At 65.9% G+C, this 23,200-nt stretch carries 19 protein-coding genes; 7 read left to right on the top strand and 12 right to left on the bottom strand.

Features of this window, described 5'->3' with window-relative positions; all coding sequences use genetic code 11:
* The first annotated feature begins 87 nt into the window (after positions 1–87).
* Positions 88–1,284, top strand: coding sequence for an MFS transporter (locus ACFQZZ_RS30950; protein WP_378687723.1), 1,197 nt, complete (start codon positions 88–90; stop codon positions 1,282–1,284).
* An 87-nt stretch (positions 1,285–1,371) separates the two neighbouring features.
* Here the strand turns inward: ACFQZZ_RS30950 and glmS are convergent, their stop codons facing one another.
* On the bottom strand, positions 1,372–3,255 hold the full coding sequence (gene glmS / locus ACFQZZ_RS30955; protein ID WP_378687725.1) for a glutamine--fructose-6-phosphate transaminase (isomerizing): 1,884 nt from the start codon (positions 3,253–3,255) through the stop codon (positions 1,372–1,374).
* Positions 3,256–3,291: 36 nt separating this feature from the next.
* On the opposite strand from glmS, the gene ACFQZZ_RS30960 reads away from it, so the two are divergent.
* Positions 3,292–4,149, top strand: coding sequence for a dienelactone hydrolase family protein (locus tag ACFQZZ_RS30960; RefSeq protein WP_378687727.1), 858 nt, complete (start codon positions 3,292–3,294; stop codon positions 4,147–4,149).
* Here ACFQZZ_RS30960 and ACFQZZ_RS30965 read toward each other — a convergent pair.
* The 5 genes from ACFQZZ_RS30965 to ACFQZZ_RS30985 form a co-directional block, all read right to left on the bottom strand.
* Complete coding sequence (locus ACFQZZ_RS30965) at positions 4,122–4,505, bottom strand: hypothetical protein (protein WP_378687728.1); 384 nt, start codon at positions 4,503–4,505, stop codon at positions 4,122–4,124. The two genes, ACFQZZ_RS30960 and ACFQZZ_RS30965, sit on opposite strands and share 28 nt — an antisense overlap.
* A 38-nt stretch (positions 4,506–4,543) precedes the next feature.
* Positions 4,544–6,277 (bottom strand): hypothetical protein, encoded by a 1,734-nt coding sequence (locus ACFQZZ_RS30970; RefSeq protein WP_378687729.1) that lies wholly within the window; start codon positions 6,275–6,277, stop codon positions 4,544–4,546.
* A 54-nt stretch (positions 6,278–6,331) separates the two neighbouring features.
* A complete protein-coding gene (locus tag ACFQZZ_RS30975; protein WP_378687731.1) occupies positions 6,332–6,649 on the bottom strand; it encodes a hypothetical protein in 318 nt (105 codons plus the stop codon).
* Between the two features lie 129 nt (positions 6,650–6,778).
* Complete coding sequence (locus tag ACFQZZ_RS30980; protein WP_378687733.1) at positions 6,779–7,087, bottom strand: DUF6802 family protein; 309 nt, start codon at positions 7,085–7,087, stop codon at positions 6,779–6,781.
* A 150-nt stretch (positions 7,088–7,237) separates the two neighbouring features.
* A complete protein-coding gene (locus ACFQZZ_RS30985) occupies positions 7,238–7,444 on the bottom strand; it encodes a PspC domain-containing protein (RefSeq protein WP_378687735.1) in 207 nt (68 codons plus the stop codon).
* 162 nt (positions 7,445–7,606) lie between these two features.
* On the opposite strand from ACFQZZ_RS30985, the gene ACFQZZ_RS30990 reads away from it, so the two are divergent.
* Positions 7,607–9,259: an ABC-F family ATP-binding cassette domain-containing protein gene (locus tag ACFQZZ_RS30990; RefSeq protein ID WP_378687737.1), complete on the top strand. Its 1,653-nt coding sequence runs from the start codon at positions 7,607–7,609 to the stop codon at positions 9,257–9,259.
* Here the strand turns inward: ACFQZZ_RS30990 and glmM are convergent.
* The 5 genes from glmM to ACFQZZ_RS31015 form a co-directional block, all read right to left on the bottom strand.
* On the bottom strand, positions 9,256–10,632 hold the full coding sequence (gene glmM, locus ACFQZZ_RS30995) for a phosphoglucosamine mutase (protein WP_378687738.1): 1,377 nt from the start codon (positions 10,630–10,632) through the stop codon (positions 9,256–9,258). The two genes, ACFQZZ_RS30990 and glmM, sit on opposite strands and share 4 nt — an antisense overlap.
* 237 nt (positions 10,633–10,869) lie before the next feature.
* Positions 10,870–11,385, bottom strand: a complete 516-nt coding sequence (gene rpsI, locus ACFQZZ_RS31000) for a 30S ribosomal protein S9 (protein WP_378687740.1) — start codon at positions 11,383–11,385, stop codon at positions 10,870–10,872.
* On the bottom strand, positions 11,382–11,825 hold the full coding sequence (gene rplM, locus ACFQZZ_RS31005; protein WP_328409372.1) for a 50S ribosomal protein L13: 444 nt from the start codon (positions 11,823–11,825) through the stop codon (positions 11,382–11,384). The genes rpsI and rplM overlap by 4 nt, the downstream gene beginning before the upstream one ends.
* Positions 11,826–11,969: 144 nt before the next feature.
* The gene (locus ACFQZZ_RS31010) at positions 11,970–13,715 is read right to left on the bottom strand and encodes a hypothetical protein (RefSeq protein ID WP_378687742.1); all 1,746 of its coding nucleotides are present in this window, start codon (positions 13,713–13,715) and stop codon (positions 11,970–11,972) included.
* Between the two features lie 64 nt (positions 13,716–13,779).
* Positions 13,780–16,230, bottom strand: coding sequence for an FHA domain-containing protein (locus ACFQZZ_RS31015; RefSeq protein WP_378687744.1), 2,451 nt, complete (start codon positions 16,228–16,230; stop codon positions 13,780–13,782).
* Between the two features lie 107 nt (positions 16,231–16,337).
* Here ACFQZZ_RS31015 and ACFQZZ_RS31020 point away from each other — a divergent pair, with 107 nt between their 5' ends.
* Complete coding sequence (locus ACFQZZ_RS31020) at positions 16,338–17,783, top strand: metallopeptidase (RefSeq protein ID WP_378687746.1); 1,446 nt, start codon at positions 16,338–16,340, stop codon at positions 17,781–17,783.
* A 78-nt stretch (positions 17,784–17,861) separates the two neighbouring features.
* Here the strand turns inward: ACFQZZ_RS31020 and ACFQZZ_RS31025 are convergent, their stop codons facing one another.
* Positions 17,862–19,157: an FHA domain-containing protein gene (locus tag ACFQZZ_RS31025; protein WP_378687747.1), complete on the bottom strand. Its 1,296-nt coding sequence runs from the start codon at positions 19,155–19,157 to the stop codon at positions 17,862–17,864.
* Positions 19,158–19,403: 246 nt separating this feature from the next.
* Here ACFQZZ_RS31025 and ACFQZZ_RS31030 point away from each other — a divergent pair, with 246 nt between their 5' ends.
* From ACFQZZ_RS31030 to ACFQZZ_RS31040, 3 genes are all read left to right on the top strand, one after another.
* Positions 19,404–20,609 (top strand): hypothetical protein, encoded by a 1,206-nt coding sequence (locus ACFQZZ_RS31030; protein WP_378687749.1) that lies wholly within the window; start codon positions 19,404–19,406, stop codon positions 20,607–20,609.
* Positions 20,610–20,871: 262 nt separating this feature from the next.
* Positions 20,872–21,972 carry a hypothetical protein gene (locus tag ACFQZZ_RS31035; RefSeq protein ID WP_378687750.1) on the top strand — a complete coding sequence of 367 codons (1,101 nt, stop codon included), beginning with the start codon at positions 20,872–20,874 and terminating at the stop codon, positions 21,970–21,972.
* Positions 21,973–21,976: 4 nt separating this feature from the next.
* Entirely contained in the window at positions 21,977–23,170 is a 1,194-nt protein-coding gene (locus tag ACFQZZ_RS31040; RefSeq protein WP_378687752.1) for a hypothetical protein, read from the top strand.
* Positions 23,171–23,200 lie beyond the last annotated feature (30 nt).

The raw sequence follows: 23,200 nt of genomic DNA on the forward strand, positions 1-23,200 counted from the left end.
TAGCCCGCGCTTGCAACTAACACGCGTCTGAAACTATTGTTGACGCCTGTAAAGCTCAGGCGCAACAACAAGTGGAGGCTCCACCCCATGCCACTCGCACTCCTGGCCCTGACACTCGGGGCATTCGGAATCGGCACCACCGAATTCGTCATCGTCGGGCTGCTCCCTGGCATCGCCGACACCTACGCGGTGTCGATCCCGACCGCGGGCCTGCTGGTCACCGGATACGCTCTCGGCGTCGTGGTCGGAGCGCCGCTGATGACCGGGCTCGGCACGCGCGTTTCCCGAAAGCGGATGCTGCTCACCATGTTGCTGCTGCTGGTGGCGGGCAACGTGCTATCCGCTGCCGCACCGACTTTCGGACTGATGATGACCGGGCGGATCATCGCGTCACTGGCACACGGCGCCTTCTTCGGCATCGGCGCGGTCGTCGCGGGAAATCTGGTGAAACCGGACCGCAAGGCCGGTGCGATCGCGGCCATGTTCACCGGACTCACTGTCGCCACCGTCATCGGCGTGCCGCTGGGCACTCTGCTCGGCCAGCACTTCGGTTGGCGACTCACCTTCCTGCTCGTGGCACTGATCGGCCTGCTCGGCCTGCTCGGCGTGGCCGCGCTGGTCCCCGAGCAGCCCGCGCCGCAGGATGCACGGCTGCGCACAGAGCTCGCCGTCTTCCGCAATCCGCAGGTCCTGCTCGCGATGGCGATGACAGTGCTCGGCTTCGGCGGTGTCTTCGCCGCGATCACCTACCTCGCACCGATGATGACCGAGGTCACCGGGTACGCCGAAGCCTCCGTCACCTGGCTGCTCGTGCTCTTCGGCCTCGGCATGTTCGCGGGCAACCTGATCGGCGGCCGCTACGCCGACCGCCATCTGATGCCGATGCTCTACACCGCGCTCGGCGGCCTCGCGGTGGTGCTCGCGCTCTTCGCCCTCACCGCCCACAGCAAGCCGGCCGCCGCGGTCACCGTCGTGCTGATCGGCGCGCTGGGATTCGCCACCGTCCCGCCGCTGCAGAAGCGCGTCCTCGACCAGGCCGTCGCCGCACCGACGCTGGCCTCTGCGGCCAATATCGGCGCCTTCAACCTCGGCAACGCCCTGTCGGCGTGGTTGGGCGGCATGGTGATCGCGGCGGGCTACGGCTACACCGCCCCCAACTGGGTCGGTGTGGTCCTCGCCCTGGCAGCGCTCGCGCTGGCCGTGCTATCGGGCGGGCTGGAACGCGCCGCCCAGCGAGGAACCACCGAACCGGCCAACGTACTGGCGCCCGTCGGCCACCGCTGACAATCTCCGACCGGCTCCGGCGGCGATCCTTGATCACCGCCGGATTCGTCCGTCGACACCCGAAGCCGTAGCCCCGTCGGCTGTGGCCTATTCGACGGTGACGGACTTGGCCAGGTTGCGGGGTTTGTCGACGTCGTAGCCGCGAGCCTGGGCGATCTCGGCGGCGAAGATCTGCAGCGGGACGGTCGACAGCAGCGGCTGGAACAGCGTTGGCGCCGAAGGGATCTCGATGAGGTCGTCAGCGAACGGGCGGACTGTGTCGTCGCCCTCCTCGGCGATCACGATGGTGCGCGCGCCGCGGGCCTGGATCTCACGGATATTGCTGAGCAGCTTGGAGTGCAGCACCGCGCGGCCCTTCGGCGACGGCATCACCACGATCACCGGCAGCCCGTCCTCGATCAACGCGATCGGGCCGTGCTTGAGCTCGCCCGCGGCGAAACCCTCGGCGTGCATGTACGCCAGCTCCTTGAGCTTGAGCGCCCCCTCCAGCGCCACCGGGTACCCGACGTGACGGCCGAGGAAAAGCACCGTCGGCACGTGTGCAAGCTGCCTGGCGAGCGCACGGACCTGCGGCCCTGTCTCCAGCACCCGCTCCACCAGCTTCGGCATCGCCTCGAGTTCGGCGAACTCGCGGGCCACCTCATCCGGGTACTTGGTACCGCGCGCCTGCGCCAAGGCCAGGCCGACCAGGTAGTTCGCGGCCACCTGGGCCAGGAACGCCTTCGTGGACGCGACGCCGATCTCCGGACCGGTCCTGGTGTAGAGCACCGCGTCGGACTCGCGGGGAATCTGCGCACCATTGGTGTTGCAGATCGCGAGCACCCGCGCCTTCTGCTCCTTCGCGTGCCGCACCGCTTCGAGGGTGTCGGCGGTCTCCCCCGACTGCGAGATCGCCACCACCAACGTCGAACGATCCAAAACCGGGTCGCGGTAACGGAATTCGCTGGCCAGCTCCACCTCGACAGGCAGCCGGGTCCAGTGCTCGATCGCATACTTGGCCAGCAGACCGGCGTGGTAGGAGCTGCCACAGGCGACGACGAAGACCTTGTCGAAGTCGCGCAGTTCCTGATCCGCGAGGCGCTGCTCGTCGAGCACGATCCGGCCGGAACCGGTCTCGTCGAGAGTGAAATGCCCGATCAAGGTGTCCGCGACAGCGGTGGGCTGCTCCTCGATCTCCTTGAGCATGAAGTAGTCGTGGCCACCCTTTTCCGCGGCGGCCAGATCCCAGTCGATGGTGAACGGACGGGTGCGCCCGTTCACGTCATTCCCGTCGAAATCGGTGACCTGGTAGCCGTCGGCGGTAATCACCACGGCCTGGTCCTGGCCCAGCTCGACGGCCTCGCGGGTGTGCTCGATGAACGCGGTGACATCGGAGGCGATGAACATCTCGCCCTTGCCGACACCTACCACCAGCGGCGTGGAACGGCGCGCCGCGACAATCCGGTCCGGGTAGTCGGCGTGGGTGAAGACCAGCGTGAACGCGCCCTCCAGCCGACGCAGCACCGCGAGCGCGCTCGCCACGAAATCACCGGCGGTCGGACCCGCGGCATAGGCGCGGGCCACCAGGTGCACGGCGACCTCGGTGTCGGTGTCGCTGCGCAGCTCGACGCCCGCTTCCTCCAACTCGCGGCGCAGTGGCGCGAAGTTCTCGATGATGCCGTTGTGCACCACCGCGACCTTGCCGGTGTCGTCACGGTGGGGATGCGCGTTGCGATCGGTCGGCGCGCCGTGCGTGGCCCAGCGGGTGTGACCCATTCCGGCGGTTCCAGCGAAGCGCGCCACGCCGGTCTCGGCCAGTTCCGCCTCGAGATTCGCCAGGCGACCAGCCTTGCGTTCCACCGCGATCGCGCCTGCTCCACTGAGGATCGCGACACCCGCCGAGTCGTATCCGCGATATTCCATGCGGCGCAACGCGTCAACGACAACGCCGAGGGCGTCCCGGTACCCGACGTACCCCACGATTCCGCACATGGCTCACCAGAGTACTTATCGGATAACGTTCTCGTCGTGTCGGCGTCTGTGAAATCACTTCTGAGCACCCTGACCAGCAAAGGCCCGCATCGGGTGCTGCGCGGCAATTTGGCCATCGCAGGCCAGCCCGGGGTGGTGTACACACCTGAATCGGGACGGAACCTGCCTGCTGTCGCGTTCGGCCACAGCTGGCTGACCGGCGCTTCGAACTATCGCGGACTACTCGAACACCTCGCGTCCTGGGGTTTCGTGGCGGCGGCCCCCGATACCGAGCGCGGTCCGATTCCGTCACATCTCGGCCTTGCCACCGATCTGCTCACCACCCTCGACATCTGCACCGGTGTCCGGCTCGGTGACGGCACGATCAGCGTGCACCCCGACCGCCTCGCCCTCGCCGGTCACGCCATGGGCGCGGGCGCCGCGGTCATCGCCGCCGCACAGCGTCCGGTCGCCGCGGTCGCCGCCCTCTTCCCGGCCCCGACCGCTCCCTCCGCCGAAACCCTCGCCCCCGATATCCACATCCCCGCCCTGATCCTCGCCGGCTCCGACATCGACTCCGTCAGCTCCAACGCCATCCCCGTCGCCGCCGCCTGGGCGGGCCCCACGGTCCTGCGCCAACTCGACGGCGCCTCCAACAACGGCATCATCGAAGGCCGCCGCGCTCTCGCCGCCCTCGGCGCAGGCAAGCACGAGTCCAAAACCGCCCGCACCACCCGCGCCCTACTCACCGGCTACCTGCTCAACAAACTCCTCAACGACAAGACCTACGCCCCCTTCGCCGACCCCGAGGCGGTAATCCCGCACACCACCGTTATCGACCCCGACGCTCCCCGGGACGAGGAGAAGAGGCCGAAACTCTCGGTGGGTCAGATCAGCCAGCTCTTGCGGCGGTAGTACTCGCCCTCCGGGTCGTCGTCCTCGTCCACCGGGGTGACGACATCGTTGGCTTTGCGAGCAGCGATCGAACGCGCGATCGCTTCCCGCTGCTCACGGGCCTCCGCTTCCAGGCGTTCCTCTTCCTGACGAGTCTCGGCCGCACGGCGCTCTGCTTCCTCGAACTCGGCGCGAGCCGCCTCGAGTTCTTCGGCATGTTCCTCGCGGTACCGGTGCTCCTCGACCAATGCCAGTTCGACAGCCGCTCGGTACGACGCCGCGGTTGCCTGTTTGGCTTCCTCGAGGTCTTCTAGCGCCACCGCTGATCGGCGCCGGAATTCTTCACCCGCACGTTCGATCTCGTCGGCATAGTTCATCGTCATCCTCGACCCCCGCATTCAGTATTTCTGCCGTCTCACAGCGGCCCAGCTTCCGCGAGCTCGGCACCGCTCTCGAACGGCGGTGGTTCCTGCCCATCAGGCGCGGGCATGGGAGCCGGGCGGTGTTCACCGTCTTCCTCCCGCCGCAGTGGCGGTGCACCGGTCGGAACGCCGGCCTGATTCGGATTCTCCGCCGGCGGCGAAGCGCTGCCTCCAGGGCCTGCCGGGCTGCCGGGCGTACCAGGGCTGTCCGAGTTACCAGGGTTGCCGGGAGGGCTACCGGGGTTGCCCCCTTGCGGGAACAACGGCTTCCCGTCTTCGCCCTCTGACCCCCCTGTGGAGATGACCGGGTTCCCCTTCTCGTCCAGCTTCACGCTGTACTCGTGAGCCTTCCCGTCCGCGTCGGTCACGACCGCCTTCAACTGACCGTCGAGACCCATCTCGAACTTCAGGTGCTTGCCTGCCAAGTCGAACTCGGCTGCCGGTTTGCCATCCTTTTTCTCATCGAGCTTCTGCTCATCAGGCTTCCCGTCACCGTCCTTATCTTCCGCCTGCTTCGGATCGAGGGTCTTCTCGATCTGCTGCAGCGCCTGATCGAGACCTTCCTTGATGGTGCCGCTCAACGCGGTCAGTCCTTGAGTTGCCGCGCTGGCAAGCTGTGTCGCGAGCGGCGACAGCGTACTGGCGACCTGGCTGAGGGACGCGAGGCCCTGGAGCGGGTTAATGGTAGAAGTCGGGTTGGTACTGACGGGGGTTGTCGGGTTGGTACCGGCGGGGGTTGTCGGGTTGGTACCGGCGGGAGTTGTCGGGTTGGTACCGGCGGGAGTTGTCGGGTTGGTACCGGCAGGAGTTGTCGGATTGGTACCGGCAGGAGTGCTCGGTTTATCGGGTTCCCCGGCCGGTCGCGGGTAGGAGTCTTGGTCGAGCTGCCCCAAGGAGGCTTGGAGCGTTTGGTACTGCGTCTTGACGTGCTCATCTACTGCGCGGCATTTGTCGACGAATCCAGTCAGCTTCTTCGTGAAGTCGTCTTTGAAAAGAACATCCAGCCATCGCTTGACAGCATTCTGAGCTATTTCACCATTCATCCCATATTGCACAAGATTGTTTTTTCCATCCGTGTGCGTATAACCATTGTCGAGCGCTTCACGAGTTTCCGGAAAATGATCGTAGACCCAGCATATTTGATCATAACTGATCCAGGTCTCAGCATTTTTGATATCAATCATGTACGCCACATCTTCGGGCGTTTTCCCATCAATTACTACCGGCAGGTCACTACCGATGTTCTGAGCTGTCTTTCCGTCGATCTCGACCGACGTTATCCAAATAGGCTCGAGCAGGGCCAGAGTGTACTCCGCTTTACCTTCGACAGCGGTGCGAATATCCGGAACAAACACACGGATGGCATCTATCGCGCCCTGTAGCTTCTTTCGATCCTCATCCGCATAGCGGAGTTGGTCCCCGATCATCTGCTGCGCCGCTTGGGAGGCGTTACCGCTCCACACAGCAGGCAGCCGCTGCAAAACCGCCCGCTGCCTGGCGATCTGCTCGTCGACGACCCCTACAACCTGCTTCAGCGCATCGGCAGTACCGGTCAGCTTGACCAGATTCATTCCACGCTGCTGGTCATACATAGCCTCCAGATCGGAGACCGAGTATTCGACATCATGGTCTGGAAACGCTTTCTTGAACTCCGGCATGAATCTGATCCAGTACTGCAGACCCCACGCGCCAACGTTCAGTATATCGTCGACATTTGCGTCGCTCATATCTCCCACCCAACCAAGTCATATGATTCGAATAGTTTCCCCACGCGGCCGGGTTTACGTCTGATTTGTTTCTTTTGCATTCACGTCATCGGTATATTCGTACTCGAACGCACTTTTTCCCAACGCAGCCCCCGTTGCCTTTGTCGCCGCACTCCAGTGCTGGAGCCAGATGCCCACTTTCTCCAAAGCATCGTGAGCGCCCTTTCCCTGCTGCTGATAAGCCCGCCCCGACTCTCGCTCACCGTTATGAGTTCCGAGCCCGAACAGGTTGTCGGTCACCGACTTGATGACGCCCTCGACGTCACGCGCGGAGCTCTGCATCTCGTTACCGAGTTGCGTCAGATCAGCTGTATTGACATTCAGCCCAGCCATCGGTCATCCCTCCACCCTGTCTCGCATCCTGCATGATGACGAGTCACACGCCGAACTTCGTCGTACTTGGTTGGACGCACGAGAGCAATGTTCGGTTCCATGGATCCACCTGCACGGCCTCGCAGCCGGTTACTGGCCGATTTTGCCGTGATCGGTGCGGACCCAACCCGAGGTGCCGTCGGGGTTGTGGTGGAACTCCCACGCCGCGTAATCGCCGTCCTTCTCCACGACAGTGACCTGATCGGCGATGCCGTCGTGGTCGTAGTCGGTCCAGACTTGCATGGCTTCGGGGCCGGAGGTGGTGATGGTGTCGAGGGTGCCGTCGCCGTCGATGTCCTGGGTCGGGTGGTGGAGGTCCACCGGGCCCAAGCCCTCCAGCGATGAGGATGCGTCGACGCCCGGTAGATCCAGGCCCGGGAATTCGCCCGAGGTGACCATGACTCCTCCTCATCGAGACTCGCGTGATGGTGCGGCATTTCACCCGAGAACGGGCATCGCTCCATCCTGTCATCCGCGAGTCCCGGACGCAGCCCCCTGGCCTTACTTGTTGAGGATTCTCACCGGATCAGTCAGCGGAAGCCTGGCCCGTCAGGACCAGGTAGTCGATTTCTTGGGGATGATCAGCCACAGCACCAGGTAGACGATGAACTGGGGGCCGGGGAGCAGGCAGGACAATACGAAAAGGAGTCGGACGACATTGGCGTTCCATCCGAAGTAGTCGGCGAGGCCACCGCAGACGCCGGCGATCCAGCTGTCGGTGGTGGAACGGGTAAGGCGACGGGCGGGTGCGGTCATTGTCTTCTCTTTCCTGTGTTGATCTCGGTAATCTCCACTCTCCGCAGAAACGCCCGTCGGCACATCGGTCCCATGACCTATCCCGACCCTGATTTCTCCCCGACCCGCCCTCAGGGTCAAGCCCCTATCCGCCCGGAAAAGCGAGCACGGCAGACTGTGCAGGTGAGCACCACTCTTCATGCGCGCGGACTGTCCGCAGGCCACGGCGAACGCACCCTGTTCGAGGACCTGGATCTCACGCTGGCACCCGGCGACGTGATCGGTTTGGTAGGCGTGAACGGCGCAGGTAAGTCGACGTTGCTGCGCATGCTCGCCGACCGCAGCAGCGCCAGCGGCAGCATCACTCTGAGCCCGCCCGACGCCACCATCGGTTACCTCGCGCAGGAACCGGAGCGCGTCGCAGGGGAGACCGTGCTCGAATTCCTCGGCCGCCGTACCGGTGTCACCGCGGCGCAGCAGGCGATGGATTCCGCCGCGGAACGGCTTACCGACGGCGGCGAGGACGACTACACGCCCGCTTTGGAGCGGTGGCTGGCTCTAGGTGGCGCGGACCTGGAGCAGCGCGCCGAGGAAGTCGCCGCCGACCTCGGTCTGGCCGACAGCCTCGCGAGCGGTCTCGACACCCCCATGACCGGACTCTCCGGCGGCCAGGCGGCGCGCGCCGGGCTGGCCTCGGTGTTGTTGTCCCGCTTCGACATTCTGCTGCTCGACGAACCGACCAACGACCTGGACCTGGACGGCCTCGCGCGACTCGAGCAGTTCGTGACCGGGGTCCGGGAACCATTGATGGTGATCAGCCACGACCGGGAGTTCTTGGCGCGCACGGTGAATCGGATTGTCGAGCTCGATCTCGCGCAGCAGCAGGTCGGTGTCTTCGACGGCAGCTACGACTCGTATCTGATGGAGCGCGAGATCGCCCGCCAGCACGCCCGCGAAGCTTACGACGATTACGCGGACACCAAGTCCGGTCTCGAAGCGCGAGCGCAGATGCAACGCAACTGGCTCGAGCACGGCGTGCGCAACGCCCGCCGCAAAACGCGCGACCCGAAAAAGGTCGACTCCGACAAAGCAGGCCGCAAGATGCGCGCCGAATCCACGGAGAAACAGGCCGCCAAGGCCCGCCAAACCCAGCGGCGCATCGAGCGGCTGGACGTGGTGGAAGAGCCGCGCAAAGAATGGGAACTGCGGATGGAGATCGCCGCCGCACCCCGCAGCGGCTCGGTGGTCGCCACCCTGGCGAACGCGACCGTCACCCGTGGCGATTTCACACTTGGTCCGATTACCACGCAGGTGGATTGGGCCGACCGCATCGTATTGACCGGCGCGAACGGATCCGGCAAATCGACGCTGCTCGCGCTGCTCTTGGGAAAGATCCAGCCGGACAACGGAACTGCCGCACTCGGGTCCGGCGTCCAGATCGGCGAGGTCGATCAGGCCCGCGGCCTGTTCCGCGGAAACACTCCACTGGCGGCAACTTTCGGCGCCGAAATGCCTGACTGGCCGGACGCGGAAGTCCGCACCCTGCTCGCCAAGTTCGGTCTGCGCGGCGCCCACGTGACGCGCGCCTGCGAAACCCTCTCCCCCGGCGAGCGCACCCGCGCCGCACTGGCGCTACTGCAAGCCCGCGGCGTCAACCTGCTGGTCCTCGACGAACCGACCAACCATCTCGACCTGCCCGCCATCGAACAACTGGAGCAGGCCGTCGAATCCTTCACCGGCACCATGCTGCTCGTCACCCACGACCGCCGCATGCTGGATTCCGTCCACTCCACCCGCCGCTGGCGCATGGACAACGGTCACCTCACCGAGGACTAGACCGAAGCCACTCGCTTCGCGAGATCGTCGGCCAGCTGTTGGGCCTGGACCGGATCGGTGGCCTCGACCATTACCCGAACGAGTTCTTCGGTTCCGCTGGGTCGCAACAGGATTCGCCCGGAGTCGCCGAGTACTCGTTCGGCCTCCGACACCGCTTCCTTGACCTCGGGGGCGTCGGCGACCAGGGTCTTGTCGGAGACCGGGACGTTGATCAGGACCTGGGGGACCGTCTGAATCACCGCGGCCAGGTCGGCAAGGGTGCGACGGGTCCGCGCCATCCTTGCCATCAGTTTCAGGCCGGTGAGGATTCCGTCGCCGGTGGTGCCGAAGTCCGGGAAGACCACGTGGCCGGACTGTTCGCCACCCAGGTTGAACCCACCGCGGCGCAGTTCCTCCAGGACGTAGCGGTCCCCGACCGCGGTGGTGCGCAAGGTGATTCCGGCCTCGCGCATAGCGATGTGCAGGCCGAGGTTACTCATGACGGTGGCGACCAGGGTGTTCTCGGTCAGCTCACCCGCCTCGTACATGGCAAGTGCCAGGATCGCCAGAATGGCGTCGCCGTCCACGATCGCGCCGTCGGCATCGACGGCGAGGGTGCGGTCCGCGTCGCCGTCGTGCGCGATGCCGAGATCGGCGCCGTGTTCGCGCACCGCGCGGCTGACCTGATCGAGGTGCGTCGATCCACAACCGTCATTGATGTTCAGGCCGTCGGGTTCGGCGTTGATGGCGATCACCGTCGCCCCCGCCTCACGGTAGGCGGCGGGACCCACTTCGGAGGCCGCACCGTGGGCGCAGTCGACGACGACGGTCAGCCCGGACAGATCCTGCCCGGTCGCCTCGACCAGATGCTCGACATAGCGCTCATGTGTGCCCGCCAGGCTGTACTGATCCGGAATGACCAGCCCGTGATCGCGCGCGCCGGAGGCATTGAGCACCCGTCCGATAGCGGCGCCGGTGGGGCGCAGCGGCGTGCCCTCGGCGATCAGCGCTTCGATCCGGTCCTCGATCGCGTCGTCGAGCTTGTGCCCGCCCGCGGCGAAAATCTTGATTCCGTTGTCCGGCATGGGGTTGTGCGAGGCGGAGATCATCACGCCGAGGCACGCGTCGTACAAACCGGTGAGGTAGGCGACGGCGGGCGTCGGGAGCACTCCTACCGCAAGCACATTCACGCCTGCGGCGGTCAGGCCCGCGGTCACCGCAGCCTCCAGCATCTCCCCGCTGGCTCGTGGATCGCGGCCGACCACCGCGAGCGCACGCTTCTTGCCGCGACTCAGGATCTGTGCGGCCGCACCGGAAATCTGCAGCGCCAGCTCCGGGCTCAACGAATCATTGGCAAGCCCGCGGACTCCATCGGTGCCGAACAAACGTCCCATACCTCGCCCCTCATCGGTGGATCCGCGGCGTGCGCCCCGGAGGCCCCTGGTGGGCCGTCGACGCGATACTCCGCAAGGAATACGCGTGCACGAAGCCCCGCAAGCGCCGCACGTTGATACAGCACGAGAGCAGGCGCCCAGCCGTGCTGGAAGCCTGCTCTCGCACAGGTGCCGCGTCGACCGTACCGTCTCCGACATAACCAGGATGGCGGAAGACGGCGGCCGACGTAGCCAAAATCAGCGCTTCGAGTACTGAGGCGCCTTACGGGCCTTCTTCAGACCGTACTTCTTGCGCTCGACGGCACGCGGGTCACGCGTGAGGAAGCCGGCCCGCTTGAGGGCGGGACGATCATCCGGGGTGACCTCGATCAGCGCGCGGGCGATCGCCAGGCGCAGTGCACCGGCCTGGCCCGAGGGGCCACCGCCGACGAGGCGAGCGTAGATGTCGAAGGACTCGGACCGCTCGACGGTCACCAGCGGCGACTTGACCAGCTGCTGGTGCACCTTGTTCGGGAAGTAATCCTCGATGGTGCGGCCGTTGAGCACGAAGTTGCCGGAGCCGGGCACCAGACGCACGCGAACCACGGCCTCCTTGCGGCGGCCGACGGTCTGCACCGGGCGGTCGATCACGATCGGGGCGAAAGTGGCGGGCTCGGCGTCGTAGCCGTATTCCTCTTCCACGACCTCGACGTTGCCGTCTTCGGTTGCGGCTTCCTCGGCGAACTCTTCGGTGTATTCCTCGGGCGCGGTCACTGGGCCACCTGCTTGATCTCGAACGGAATGGGCTGCTGAGCGGCATGCGGATGCGTCGGGCCCGCGTAGACCTTCAGCTTGCTCGCGATGGCGTCACCGAGCTTGTTCTTCGGGATCATGCCCTTGATGGCCTTCTCCACGAGACGGTCGGGGCGGGTGTCCAACACCTGACCGACAGTGCGCGACTTGAGGCCGCCCGGGTGCCCGGAGTGGTGGTGGATGAGCTTGTCCGCCTTCTTGTTGCCGCTGATGGCAACCTTCTCGGCGTTGATGATGATGACGAAGTCGCCACCGTCGAAGTTCGGTGCGTAGGTCGGCTTGGTCTTGCCACGCAGCAGATTCGCTGCCTGGACCGAAAGACGGCCGAGCACTACGTCAGTGGCATCGATGACGTACCACTTGCGGGTCACGTCACCAGCCTTGGGGCTGTACGTAGGCACAGTGCTTCCCTGTCTGTAGTCGGTGTTGCCGGCCAAGCGTGCGGTCGAGGCGATTCCGGCGGCCGGTGGAGACCCGGACCTCGACGAACGTTCCACACGCCAACGGGCCACAATACCAGCCGGGGTACAGCGAACCGAAACCGGTCAGATCAGGACAGGCGGACCTGGGTCGATGGCCCCTGGCGGGCCCGGCACCACGTAACGCAGGGTGTCGATGCTCGGCTGCGCGCAGTCCGACTCGTCGGCTTTGGTCGCCGAGCCGCTTCGCTCCGGCCCACCGGCCTGGTATCCGCGCACCGAGGCAATGCCCTGCCGGTGCTCGTCGATGACCTGCGGCGTGAGCATGCACGACGCCGACGCGAGCGCTACCGGACCGGCCTGCTCACCGTCGGACGGCATGGCCGCGACGGCCAACGCCACCGCACCGATCACCACGTTCGCGCCGAACAGGTTGTCCTTGAGCTTGTTCCACCGCTTACCCTTGCGCGGCTTGTCGTCGTCCGCGGGCGGCGGTTCCTGCCACTGTCCGTGCTGTGCCTGCTCCGGACCGGCTTGCGGTGGCCCATACGGGTTTCGCGGACCCAGCGGCGGCACCGGGCCGCCGGGGGCGGGACCTTGCGGCGGTGCGGGCGGGTGTGCCGCGGCCGGGGGTCGTTGTTCGTCGGGCTGCTGGCTCGGCGGCCTGGTGAACCGGCTGCCGAGCTCGGCCAATCCTGGCGGCAGGCCCCGGGGAACCTCGTCGCGCGGGACCCGAGTGGTCGCGTCTTCGCTCGGATCCGGCGGCCCGGCGGTCGGGTACCCGGCGCCGTACTGCACGACCGCGTCCCTTCTGGGCTGCGACAGATCGGGACGGCCCTGCGCCGCCTCGGCCTGACGCTGCACGGACTCGGCCTGACGCTGCGCCGACATGGCTTGCTGCTGCGCGGCTTCGGCCTGCTGCTGCGCGGATTCCACAGGATGCGACCCGGATACGTGCGGCGGCGCGGCGGCCGGTCGTTGCGGCGCCGGTTCCGCGTGCCTGCCCGCCGATTCCGGTTCCCCGTTTTCGTTGTCGGTGGCCAGCAGATGCGCGGCGCCGAGCACCAGCGCGTGCATCGGATGATCGGCCACCTGCAGCCGGTGCCCGAGATGATTCTGGAAGGCGAGCCGCAGCGCGTCGTTGAAGCACACATTGCCCGACAGCAGCACCGTCGAGGTATCCGCGCCGATGGAGCGGGCCGCGGCCATGACCTCGATCACCACGTTGTCGGCGGATCGGGCATCGCGCATCGATTCGGCGTTGACCATGACGTCGACCGATTCGGTCGGCTGCTCGTCGTCGCCGTGCACCGCGACAACCAGCATGGTCCTGCCGTCGGAGTACACGCCGGTGGCGCCGATACCCCGCGGGTTGCGCTCGTCCGGCGCGCGGACCAGCCCGAGCGCACGCACGTATCCCGACAGCGCGACGCTCTCCGGCAGCGGCTCGACGGTGACGTCGAGCTGTTCGACCAACTCGGCGAACACCTCGACCTTCTCGTCCGGCCAGCCGTCCGGGAAGGGCAGCGCCACCACGTCGGGCTTACCGCGCAGATACTTGCCGACGGCCGCGAGCGGGTTGTACATGCGCGCCCGCATCACCAGTTCCGCGGGCCAGGTCGCACCCGCGATCACGATCTGCGGATGCCCGAGGATGTCGCGCACATCGGCGATGGCCATCCCCAGGTCCGGTCGCTGCCGCTCCACCCCCGCGGTATGCAACCGCCCCGACGCATCCGCGAGCAGATACGCCGGCGGCGTATACGTACCTTCCACCTGCACCGGGCGGATCGGCGTCCCGCCGCCACCCGCAGCCACGGACACCACATCCCAACCGAGATGTACTGCCCCTACTCGCACCGTCACAGGCATAAGTGTGCCTGGTGCGCGTCCGACACGCGCGGCGCGTCGGGTTGATCACGGGACCGGCAGGGATTCACGCCGCCGACTTCTTCAGCCGCAACCGGCGCCAGGTGAAGATCGCCAGGATCAGCGTGATCGCCACGAGCATCCCGATGTTCAGGGCCCAGATGTCCGGCTTGTGCTGCCAGAGTGTGTCCTGTTGCGCGTTGATGAAGACCTCACGAATATTCACCGTCGACGCCCCCGAGGCGTACCCCCAGCGGGCCGGGAAAAGCCACGACAGCTGCTCGAGCACGACGCGACCGGTGACCGGGATCAGGCCGCCCGCCATCACCAGCTGGGCCATGATCATCACCACGAGCATCGGCATCACCTGCTCGTTCGATCTCGCCAGGCTGGAAAGCAGCAGGCCGAAGACCACACAGCAGACCGCGGTCAACGAGATATCGATGTACAGCTCGACACTGCCGTTGGCGATCACCGACCCGTCGGCGGGCGCTTTCTTGCCCGCAAGCGTGATTCCGACGAGCACCGCCGACTGCAGGAACGCGGTGACGCTGAAAACGGCGATCTTCGCGATGAGATAGGCCGATGGCTTCAGCCCGACCGCACGCTCGCGGAAGAAGATGGTGCGCTCGCCGACAAGGTCGCGCACAGTCAGCGTGGAACCCATGAAGCAGGCGCCGAGGATGAGCACCACCAGCAGCTGCTGAGTCTCGCTGCCGCCGGTCGGGGCGAAGGTGCCGTCCGGCAGGGCCGCGAGCGCACCGCGCTGGAAGCCGTTCTTGCCGGGCACCACCAGCGATAGCACGCCGAGTATGAAGGGCAGGATCACCAGGAACGCCAGATACCCGCGGTCGGCGAAGATCAGCCGCACCTGCCGGCGCGCCAAGGTGGAGAACTGCTTGCCACCGCCGGATTGAGGTGGACTGCCCACCGATCCGTTCTGCGTGGGCGGCGGTGGCGGCGGGACGGCGGCCTGTCTGGATCGGTAGGCGGCGAACGCCTGGTCCGGACTCGCGGCGACCTTGGCGAAGATCTCCGCCCAGTCGCTGGTACCGAGCGCGCCGCCGACCCCGGCCGGGTGGCCGCAGAACGCTGTCTTGCCGCCGGGTGCGAGCAGCAGCACCTGATCGCACATGTCGAGGCAGGCCACCGAGTGGGTGACCACGATGACCACGCGACCCGCGTCGGCCAACTCGCGCAGCATCACCATCACCTGGCGATCCAGTGCGGGGTCCAGACCCGAGGTCGGCTCGTCCAGGATCAGCAGCGACGGACCGGTCAGCAGTTCCAGCGCCACCGAGGCGCGCTTGCGCTGACCGCCGGAGAGCCGGTCGACCCGGGTGTCGGCGTGCTCGGTGAGTGAAAGTTCTTTCAGCACACCGTCGATCACCTGCTGGCGATCGGCCTTGCTGTTGTCCGGCGGCAGGCGCAGTTCCGCGGCGTAGCCGAGCGCCTGGCGCACGGTCAACTGCCGATGCAGCACATCGTCCTGTGGCACCATGCCGATACGGGAACGCAGCGCCTCGTATTCGGCGTGCAAGTTGCGTCCCTCGAAGGTGACCACACCGCCGGAGGGCTGGGTAGTACCCGCGATCAGTTTGGACAGCGTCGACTTACCAGCGCCGGAGGGTCCGATCAGCGCGGTCAGCGTGCCGCGGCCCGCCTGCATATTGACATCGACGAGCAGCTGCTTGTTGCCCTCGACGGTGAACCCGACACCATGCACGTGCAGGCCCTGCTCGGCGACCGGCTTCTGCCGATGCACCAAAGTGCCTTGCTGGACGACGAAGTCGATATTGCCGATGGTGATGATGTCGCGCTCGCGCAGCACCGTCCGCTGCTCGCGGCGGCCGTTGACGAAGGTGCCGTTCGCCGAACCGAGGTCCTCGATCGTCAGCCCCTCGTTGGCGGCGACGAGGCGGGCATGCTTGCGCGAGGCCAGCGGATCGTTGACGACGATCTGGTTGTCGGTGGTACGGCCGATGTCGAGCCCGCCGGGTGGCAGGCGGTCGCCGCGGGCGATCGGCGCGGTGGACGGACGGGCCCGCAGCGGCGGCAGTGACGAGGTGTCGGCCCTGGTCGTCATATTGATGTTGAGCTGCTGCGGCGGAACGTGCTGCGGCAGCGGCGCCGACGGCGGCGGCTGCCGACGCTGCTGCTGGGTAGGCGGCGGCGCCGAATGAGTGCGTGCCGGCCGAGGCGACGGGACAGCGGGAAGCAGGTGCAGCAGTGGCCCACTGATCGCATCGCCGAGCCGAACCTGTGTCGGCCGATCGATCGAAACGGGCTGGCTGAGCCTGCGCGCATCCACGAAAACACCGTTCGTGCTGCCGTTGTCGGTCAGTACCCAGGCACTCCCCTGCCAGGTCAACGTCGCGTGCACTCGTGAGACGAGCGGGCTGTCGACGAACAGCGTCACTTCCGGCGCGCGGCCCATCGTGATCGGCTTACTCGAATCGAAAACCCGTTCGGTTCCATCATGGCGCACGGTGATGGTCTGCGCCCCCGGTGAAGACATGCAGCGGATACTATTCCATCACCCGGACATCGGCGGTGCCCCCGATGCGCCATCTACCCCGATCCGGCGACCGATGTGAACGTCTTTCCGGCCGACCAGGGGGAGCCTTGCCGAAACTCACAGCGACCGCGCTCATTACGGCCGTACTGTGCGCGGTAACCCTGTTGGCGGGCTGCACCCGCTCAGTGGACGGCAGAGCGGTCTCGGTCTACGACGATCCATTCAAAGTGGCGGGGCTGCCGACCACCAGCGGACCGAGCGGGCCGCGGTCCGGCGTCCCGGACACCGAGCTCACTGCGACCAACGGCGACGGCAGCGCGACAGACACCCTGGCGCTCAACGCTGTCGACGATATCCAGACCTATTGGCGCGGCGAGTTCGGCAAGGAATTCCAGGGTGAGTTCAAGCCGGTCGACAAACTCATCTCCTGGAGCGCGAAGGCGCCGAAGGGTCAGGCGCCCGATTTCTGCAAGGAAACCACCTATCGACTGGTGAACGCCGCGTACTGCAGGCTGGACAACTCCATCGGCTGGGACCGTTCGGTGCTGCTGCCGACGATGGAGGAAACCTTCGGCAAGATGTCGGTGGTAATGGTGCTCGCCCATGAATACGGGCACGCTATCCAGAGCATGGCGAAGATCGTCGCCCCCAAGGACCCGGTGATCGTCAAGGAGCAGCAGGCCGACTGCTTCGCTGGCGCGTTCATGCGTCATGTTGCCGAGGGCGGCGCCGCGCATTTCACCATCAACACTTCCGACGGTCTCAACTCGGTGCTCGCCGCGACGGTCGCGATCCGCGATGCCAACCCTGACGACCCGGAGAGCGTGCACGGCTCGGCCTTCGAACGGGTCACCGCCGTGCAGATCGGCTTCACCGACGGACCCAAGGCTTGCAAGGCTATTGATATCAACGAGATCGCGGGGCGGCGCGGCAATCTGCCGCAGAGCTTCACCGGCGACGAGGGCCACGGCGAATACGCCATTACCAAGGAAAACCTGATCGAGCTGAGCAAGGCGCTCGCCGCCATACTGCCGATCGAGGAAACACCGACCTACGACTACTCCGGTGCGAAGATCGACTGCCGCAACGGCGTAACCACCGAACCCGTTTCCTACTGTCCCGCCGAGAACACCATCGCGACAGACATCCCCGAACTCGCGCAGCGCGGCACCTCCAACTCCGATGTAGACAATCCGCTGCCGTTGAAGGTGACCGGCGACTACAACGGCTACGTCGTCTTCATTTCCCGATACACCCTCGCGGTGCAGCAGAGCAACGGCCAGCAGCTCGTCGGCGCCAAGACCGGACTGCGCGCCGCGTGCCTGTCCGGGGTGGTCACCGGCAAGCTCGCCGAGGCCGGTCGCCCGCTCTCCCAGGGCGACATCACCCTCGCCGCAGGCGATCTCGACGAGGCGGTGTCCGGTCTGCTCACCGATGGGCTCGCGGCAAGCGACGCCCAGGGCAGGACGGTGCCGAGCGGATTCTCCCGAGTGGACGCGTTCCGCGCCGGAGTTCTCAACGGCGAGACGACCTGCACATCGCGGTATTCGTAACAGCGACGCTGAGCCCAACTGCGGCGGACCGCTCAGCCCAACCGCGGCGGACCGCTCAGCCCAACCGCGGCGGACCGCTCAGCCGAACGGCGGCGGCGCCGCGGGCTCGAACCGCAGCACTCGATTGCCGATCATCACTTCGACGCCCGGCACCAGCAGCATCGGCTGGTCGGTGGCCAGCCGGACCCAGTCACGGTAACCGGGCATCCGGGTGCGTGTTCCGTTGGTCGAGCCCCGATCCACCACGGACACATCCCAATTCACCAGCATGATCTCGGCGTGCGCTCGGGACATACCGCCGGAGGAATCGTCGACCTTGAGCGGAACCAGGCCGCGCTGCGCTTGCTCGGAATGCTCTGGGTCACGCCCGATCACCGCGTCCGCGGCCAGCATGTAGGTCATGCCGTCATCGAGGATCAGCATGCCGAGCGGCGGGCGGACCACCTCGATCAACTGCTGGGTCTGGTCCACCGGCATCCCGCACACGGTGCAGAACGCCGAGCGCGGATCGCTGGGATGCGCACGCGCACACTTGAAGCCGAGCACCTTCACGGTGAGGGCGGTGGCCTTGGCGGTCGCCTCCAGCCTGCGCTGTAGGTCTGGATCCGGTCGCGGCGCCGGGTTGGTGCCGCCGAGCTGAGTCGGCGCGAAGTGCGGGTCGATGGCTTGCTGATCCTCGCTGGAATCGAGCATCGCGGTCGACGCCTGCGTCCCGGTCGGGTACGGGTCCGGAGCCGGTTCGGCCGTCGGCGCCTGCTCCGAGTCGATGCGCGCGGTCGGCGGCGGAATGCGCCGATGTGGGTCTGCCTGCCCGACCACACCGGACCGGCCGCGCACCGGATCGGACCAGACGATCGCCCCGCCCGCCTGCGCGATGCCCTCCACCAGCCAGCCGATCCCACGCTCGGCGGGCAACTCGGGTATGCGCCCCTTGGCATCGTCGACGAACAGCGCGATCGCGCGGGCGGGGACGGTCGCGACGCGATCGACGGTGAAGGCCGAATCACTGCCTCGGTACTGCTCGAACGTGCTGTCCCCGGCCAGTACCGCGGTGACCGAACCGTGCAGGAAAATCGCCACGCCACCGGTATCGGCCGCGGACAGCACACCGAAGTCGATCGGCTCCCCGGGGCTGATCTGTTCCGCGTGCTTCATCAACCAGCGGGTGGCCTGCCGCGCCACCAGCGCACCCGGCCCGGCGGGCTGCTGCTCGGATGCCTCACGGATCAGCTCGGCAAGCGATTCCAAGGCGAGAACGGCGGGTGATTGCGGAGTCAGCCTGCCGCGCCCGCGATGGGCGACGACCACAACCGCGCCCTCGACCCTGGCGACGGCGTGACCTCCAGCGACAACCTCGACCTGCCGATCCTTCACCGGTATCGGCCCCCAGCGGGTGTGGAGTACGGGTTCGGCGTCACGACACCAGAGTATGGCAATACGAGCAACAGAAACCACCGCTGGCGACTGCTCGCAGGTCGCTCGACAACACCGCGGCGACTGCTCGCAGGTCGCTCGACAACACCGCGGTGACTGCTCGCAGGTCGCTCGAACAACACTGAACCTTCTCCGCGCCATTCCGGTAACTTCACATATACAAACGGGAGGAATGAGGGGCCTGACATGGTTCGGATTTCGCGCATCGCGCTTGCCGCGGCCGCTATCGGGCTGGCGGGTGTTTTGACCGGATGCAGCGGCATACCGGGGACGCCGGCCGCCGGGGAGCTGGACGTCCGCAAGTTGGAGGTCGGCACGTATCAGGTGGACCGTCACAAGTATCCCCAGGACGCGGGCAACAACGGGGCGCTGCTCGAAGGCATGCGGATGTCCGAAGTCGTGGTCCCGACCGTTCGGGTCGACCCGGCGCTGAACTACGGGCGCGGCAGTACCTTGATCGCCAACCCCGAGGATGCCATCGACTTCCTGGCCAACGTGTCCAAGCCGATCCTGGAGAACCGCAAGATGATCGTCGGCTACGCCGCCATCGGTGCGGACCGGCCGGATCCGCCCGGCGACACCAGGCCGTCGCCGGAGGCAACCTCCCTCACCAACGTCCTGCTCCGCTTCCCCGACGAAGCCGCCGCGAAGCTCGCAGCGAGGGAGCTCGAGGACACCGATCTCGCCGTCTCCCCCGATAACCGCAAGCTCCAGTCGACGAAGTTCCCCGACTCCTATAACCATTGGCGCCCAGGCGTTCCCACCATCGGCACCTTCATGGCCTACAAGGAATTCGTCATCTCGTTGTTCGTCCAGCGTCCGAAGGCCGACGGCCCAGATCTGTTGAGCTGGGTCGAGAAGACCCTCGCCGCTCAGGTCCCCGTACTGGACAAATTCCAGGCCACCCCGCAGAACAAGCTCGACACCCTGAAGGTCGACCCGGACGGACTGCTGGCCAGGGTCGCGGTCGCCGACCGCAAAGGCCACACTCCCGACGGCACCAGCTTCGCCATCTACGGCCCGAATTTCCTGATCAGCGGCACCGATGACGAAGGCGTCCGCAAACGCCTGGTGGAGGAGACCGGCGTCGACCGCGTCGCGATCGTCGACGCCAGCACCGTTACCCGCGTCCGCGATTTCGCCGCCGCCGAGAAACTCATCACCGGACTCATCGGCAGCGTGGGCAACCAGTTCGACCCGATCGGCGCACCCAACGACATCCCCGGCGCAAAGTGCATGGAGCTCAACAGCACCGGCGATCCCGACCGCGACTACAAGTATCGGTGTTATGTGCCGTACAAGCAGTACGTGGCCGTGGTGACCAGCGACAAAGAGCCCGATGTCCGGCAGAAGGTCGCCGCGCAGTACGCGCTGCTCGCGAACAGTCTCTGACACCGCCGACTAGCTCCGGCACCGAGAAACTGATCCCGGTGCGGCACGCGCGAGTGAAGTAGTATCCCGCGAGAACTACGGGAACGAGGGGTGGGTGTGACGCTGGCCGTCGTCCCGTACGGACGGACGATGGCGAGAATCCGCCGGGACGGGGGAAATAATGAGGTTCAGAGGCGGGCTGGCCGCAGTGGTCACCGCGGCAGCCGTGGCAAGCGTGAGTTGTTCGAGCATTTCGGGGAACCCACAGCCAGGTTTGACGCCGGTGGATGTGGCGTCATTGAAAGTGGGGGCCTACACACCGGAGCCGACGGCCTACGAGCCGGACATCACCAGTTTTCCGGATATCCGGCTGATCGAGGCGCGCCGGATGCTCAATTACCTGGCGCATCCGTTCGAGATCGATAGCGACATCACCGACGTCGGCAACCTGAAGTTCATGTACGACGCCGATTCGATGATCGGCCCCAACTACATTCCCGAGAAGTTTCGACCGGCAGCCGCGGACAACAACCTGCTCGCAGGCGTGTACATGTCGGCGATCAACCCCGATCTGCGCAGTCGGAAAAAGCTGATCATCTCGATCATGCGATTCCCGACCGACGCCGCAGCCAGACAGGCGGCCGATCAGTTCGATCAGCTCGCCAACAGCGACCCGGGACGCTATCGCATTCCGATCGCGGGCCACCCGGACGCGAGGGCGTCCTCCGGCAATGACATTGTGGCCTTCTCGTTCATCTCGCACGGGCCGTATCTCATTCTGACGAATGCCGGTGTCCCGCAACCGAATCAAGGTGCGCTCGCCGAAGTCATCGGAAAGACCATCAACAGGCAGATCGAGCTGTTGGACAAGCAGCAGCCGACTCCGCTGGACGACATCCTCGACCTGCCGCTCGATCCGGACGGCATCATGCGATTGGCGTTACCCAAGGCGCCGGACTACACCGACCCGTTCTTCACCGACGACGACTTCGCCGCCTACCAACCCTCCGGTGAGCTGCATTTCGAGCGAAACCCGAGCGAACTCAAGAAGGCATTCGAAGAGAGCGGGGTCGACCTGGTCGGCCGTCGCGGCGGGATCGTTTATCGCACACGCGATCTCACCGCCGCATTCCACCTGCAATCGGTCCTGGTCAAGGCAGGAAAGAACGATGAGGTGCTGGATCCACCGCCCGGGCTGCCCGACGCCAGGTGCGTAAAACTCGATAGCACCGACGAGATGAGGAATTTCGACCAGCTCTGCGCCGTCGTCTACGGACGGTATGTCGGCGTCGTTGTCACGAAGGCGCCGCTGGCCTCGCGGGTCGACACGGCGCTGTATCAGCGCGCCGCCGCACAGTACGCGGTACTGGCGAAGGGGGCCTGAATCCATGACGCGAACACGAATCCTGTGCCTGACCGTCGCCGCGACGCTCGGCGCTCTGACCGGTTGCGGCCAATCCGGCGGCAGCGCCGACTCCCCCACCTACGATGTGGCCGCGCTCGATGTGGGCAACTATTCGACGGTGCCACGCGATAGCGAAGCCTCCCGAACAGCGTTGTCGGGTCCACGCCTGGAGGCGGCCAGGATCGGTGACGCGACACCGCTCCCGATGGAAATCGACGGAAAGCTGGTCTTCAAGCCGACGATCTATTGGGAGCGCCGCATCACGCCCGCGGATCCGCGGGAGTTGCCCTCCATCGACAAGAAGGAGTTCAACGACCTGACGCAGGGTCTGGTAGCGGGTTGGTACACCCGCGGGCAACGTCGCGAATATAGCCCCGGTTCGGCATTGCAAATGTTTACACTGCGCTTCACCGACGCCACCCAGGCCGAGACAGCCGCCACCCGCATTGCCGACCGGCAGCGGGAGACACTGCCCGGTGAGCCCGTGACGATTCCCGGAATTCCAGCGGCCAAGGCGAAATGGTCGGTGAGCAAGCGCTATCTCGACGCCCAGCTGACCAAGGACGCGATGCTGCTTCTGGTCCGCGTCGAGGACCCGATCACCGAACCCGTGAACACCGCACCGTTGGCCGAGCTGGCGCAGCGCGCCTTCGACAAGCAGCTCGAAGGACTGAAAAGCTATACCCCGACACCGGTTGACCAGCTCACCTCGCTGCCCATCGACGTCGACGGCCTGCTGAGCCGCACCTTGCAGATGGAACGCTCGCCGTCGGAGAAAGACGGCGGAGATCTGTCCATGGTCCTTGCCAAGCACGCGGCGCTGCACACCGAGTTCTATCCCGGTCTGGCCAAAGCCGCCTTCGAGGACGCGGGCGTCGATCTGGTCGCCTTCTCCGATGACCGGGTGTATCGCACCAAGGATAAAGATGCCGCGGAGCGCTTGATCGCCGCATTCATCGATCAGGAAGCCAAGGGCTACAAGACGATCGACAGCCCACCCCATATGCCCGGGGTCAAATGCTTCGATCTCCGAGATCCGAAAGGCAACACCTACCGTTATCCGCCGGTGTGCTACGTGGCATATGACCGCTACGTCGCGCGCGTCGAAAACAAGAATGTGCAGCAGCTCTATCAGCAGGCCGCCGCGCAATACAAGCTGCTGACACAGGGGCGATAGGTCGTGCGGACTACGCGAAGGAAAGGGGCG

The sequence above is a fragment of the Nocardia sp. GCM10030253 genome (assembly GCF_042675075.1).
GTDB lineage: Bacteria > Actinomycetota > Actinomycetes > Mycobacteriales > Mycobacteriaceae > Nocardia.

Bases quoted from the DNA above. Each gene is read 5' to 3' on its own strand.
- ACFQZZ_RS31010 (WP_378687742.1), bottom strand. From the start codon at position 13,715: ATGCCTGTGACGGTGCGAGTAGGGGCAGTACATCTCGGTTGGGATGTG.
- ACFQZZ_RS30950 (WP_378687723.1), top strand. From the start codon at position 88: ATGCCACTCGCACTCCTGGCCCTGACACTCGGGGCATTCGGAATCGGC.
- ACFQZZ_RS30980 (WP_378687733.1), bottom strand. From the start codon at position 7,087: ATGGTCACCTCGGGCGAATTCCCGGGCCTGGATCTACCGGGCGTCGAC.
- ACFQZZ_RS31040 (WP_378687752.1), top strand. From the start codon at position 21,977: ATGACGCGAACACGAATCCTGTGCCTGACCGTCGCCGCGACGCTCGGC.
- ACFQZZ_RS31030 (WP_378687749.1), top strand. From the start codon at position 19,404: ATGGTTCGGATTTCGCGCATCGCGCTTGCCGCGGCCGCTATCGGGCTG.
- ACFQZZ_RS30985 (WP_378687735.1), bottom strand. From the start codon at position 7,444: ATGACCGCACCCGCCCGTCGCCTTACCCGTTCCACCACCGACAGCTGG.
- ACFQZZ_RS30965 (WP_378687728.1), bottom strand. From the start codon at position 4,505: ATGAACTATGCCGACGAGATCGAACGTGCGGGTGAAGAATTCCGGCGC.
- ACFQZZ_RS30970 (WP_378687729.1), bottom strand. From the start codon at position 6,277: ATGAGCGACGCAAATGTCGACGATATACTGAACGTTGGCGCGTGGGGT.
- ACFQZZ_RS30975 (WP_378687731.1), bottom strand. From the start codon at position 6,649: ATGGCTGGGCTGAATGTCAATACAGCTGATCTGACGCAACTCGGTAAC.
- glmM (WP_378687738.1), bottom strand. From the start codon at position 10,632: ATGGGACGTTTGTTCGGCACCGATGGAGTCCGCGGGCTTGCCAATGAT.
- glmS (WP_378687725.1), bottom strand. From the start codon at position 3,255: ATGTGCGGAATCGTGGGGTACGTCGGGTACCGGGACGCCCTCGGCGTT.
- ACFQZZ_RS31015 (WP_378687744.1), bottom strand. From the start codon at position 16,230: ATGTCTTCACCGGGGGCGCAGACCATCACCGTGCGCCATGATGGAACC.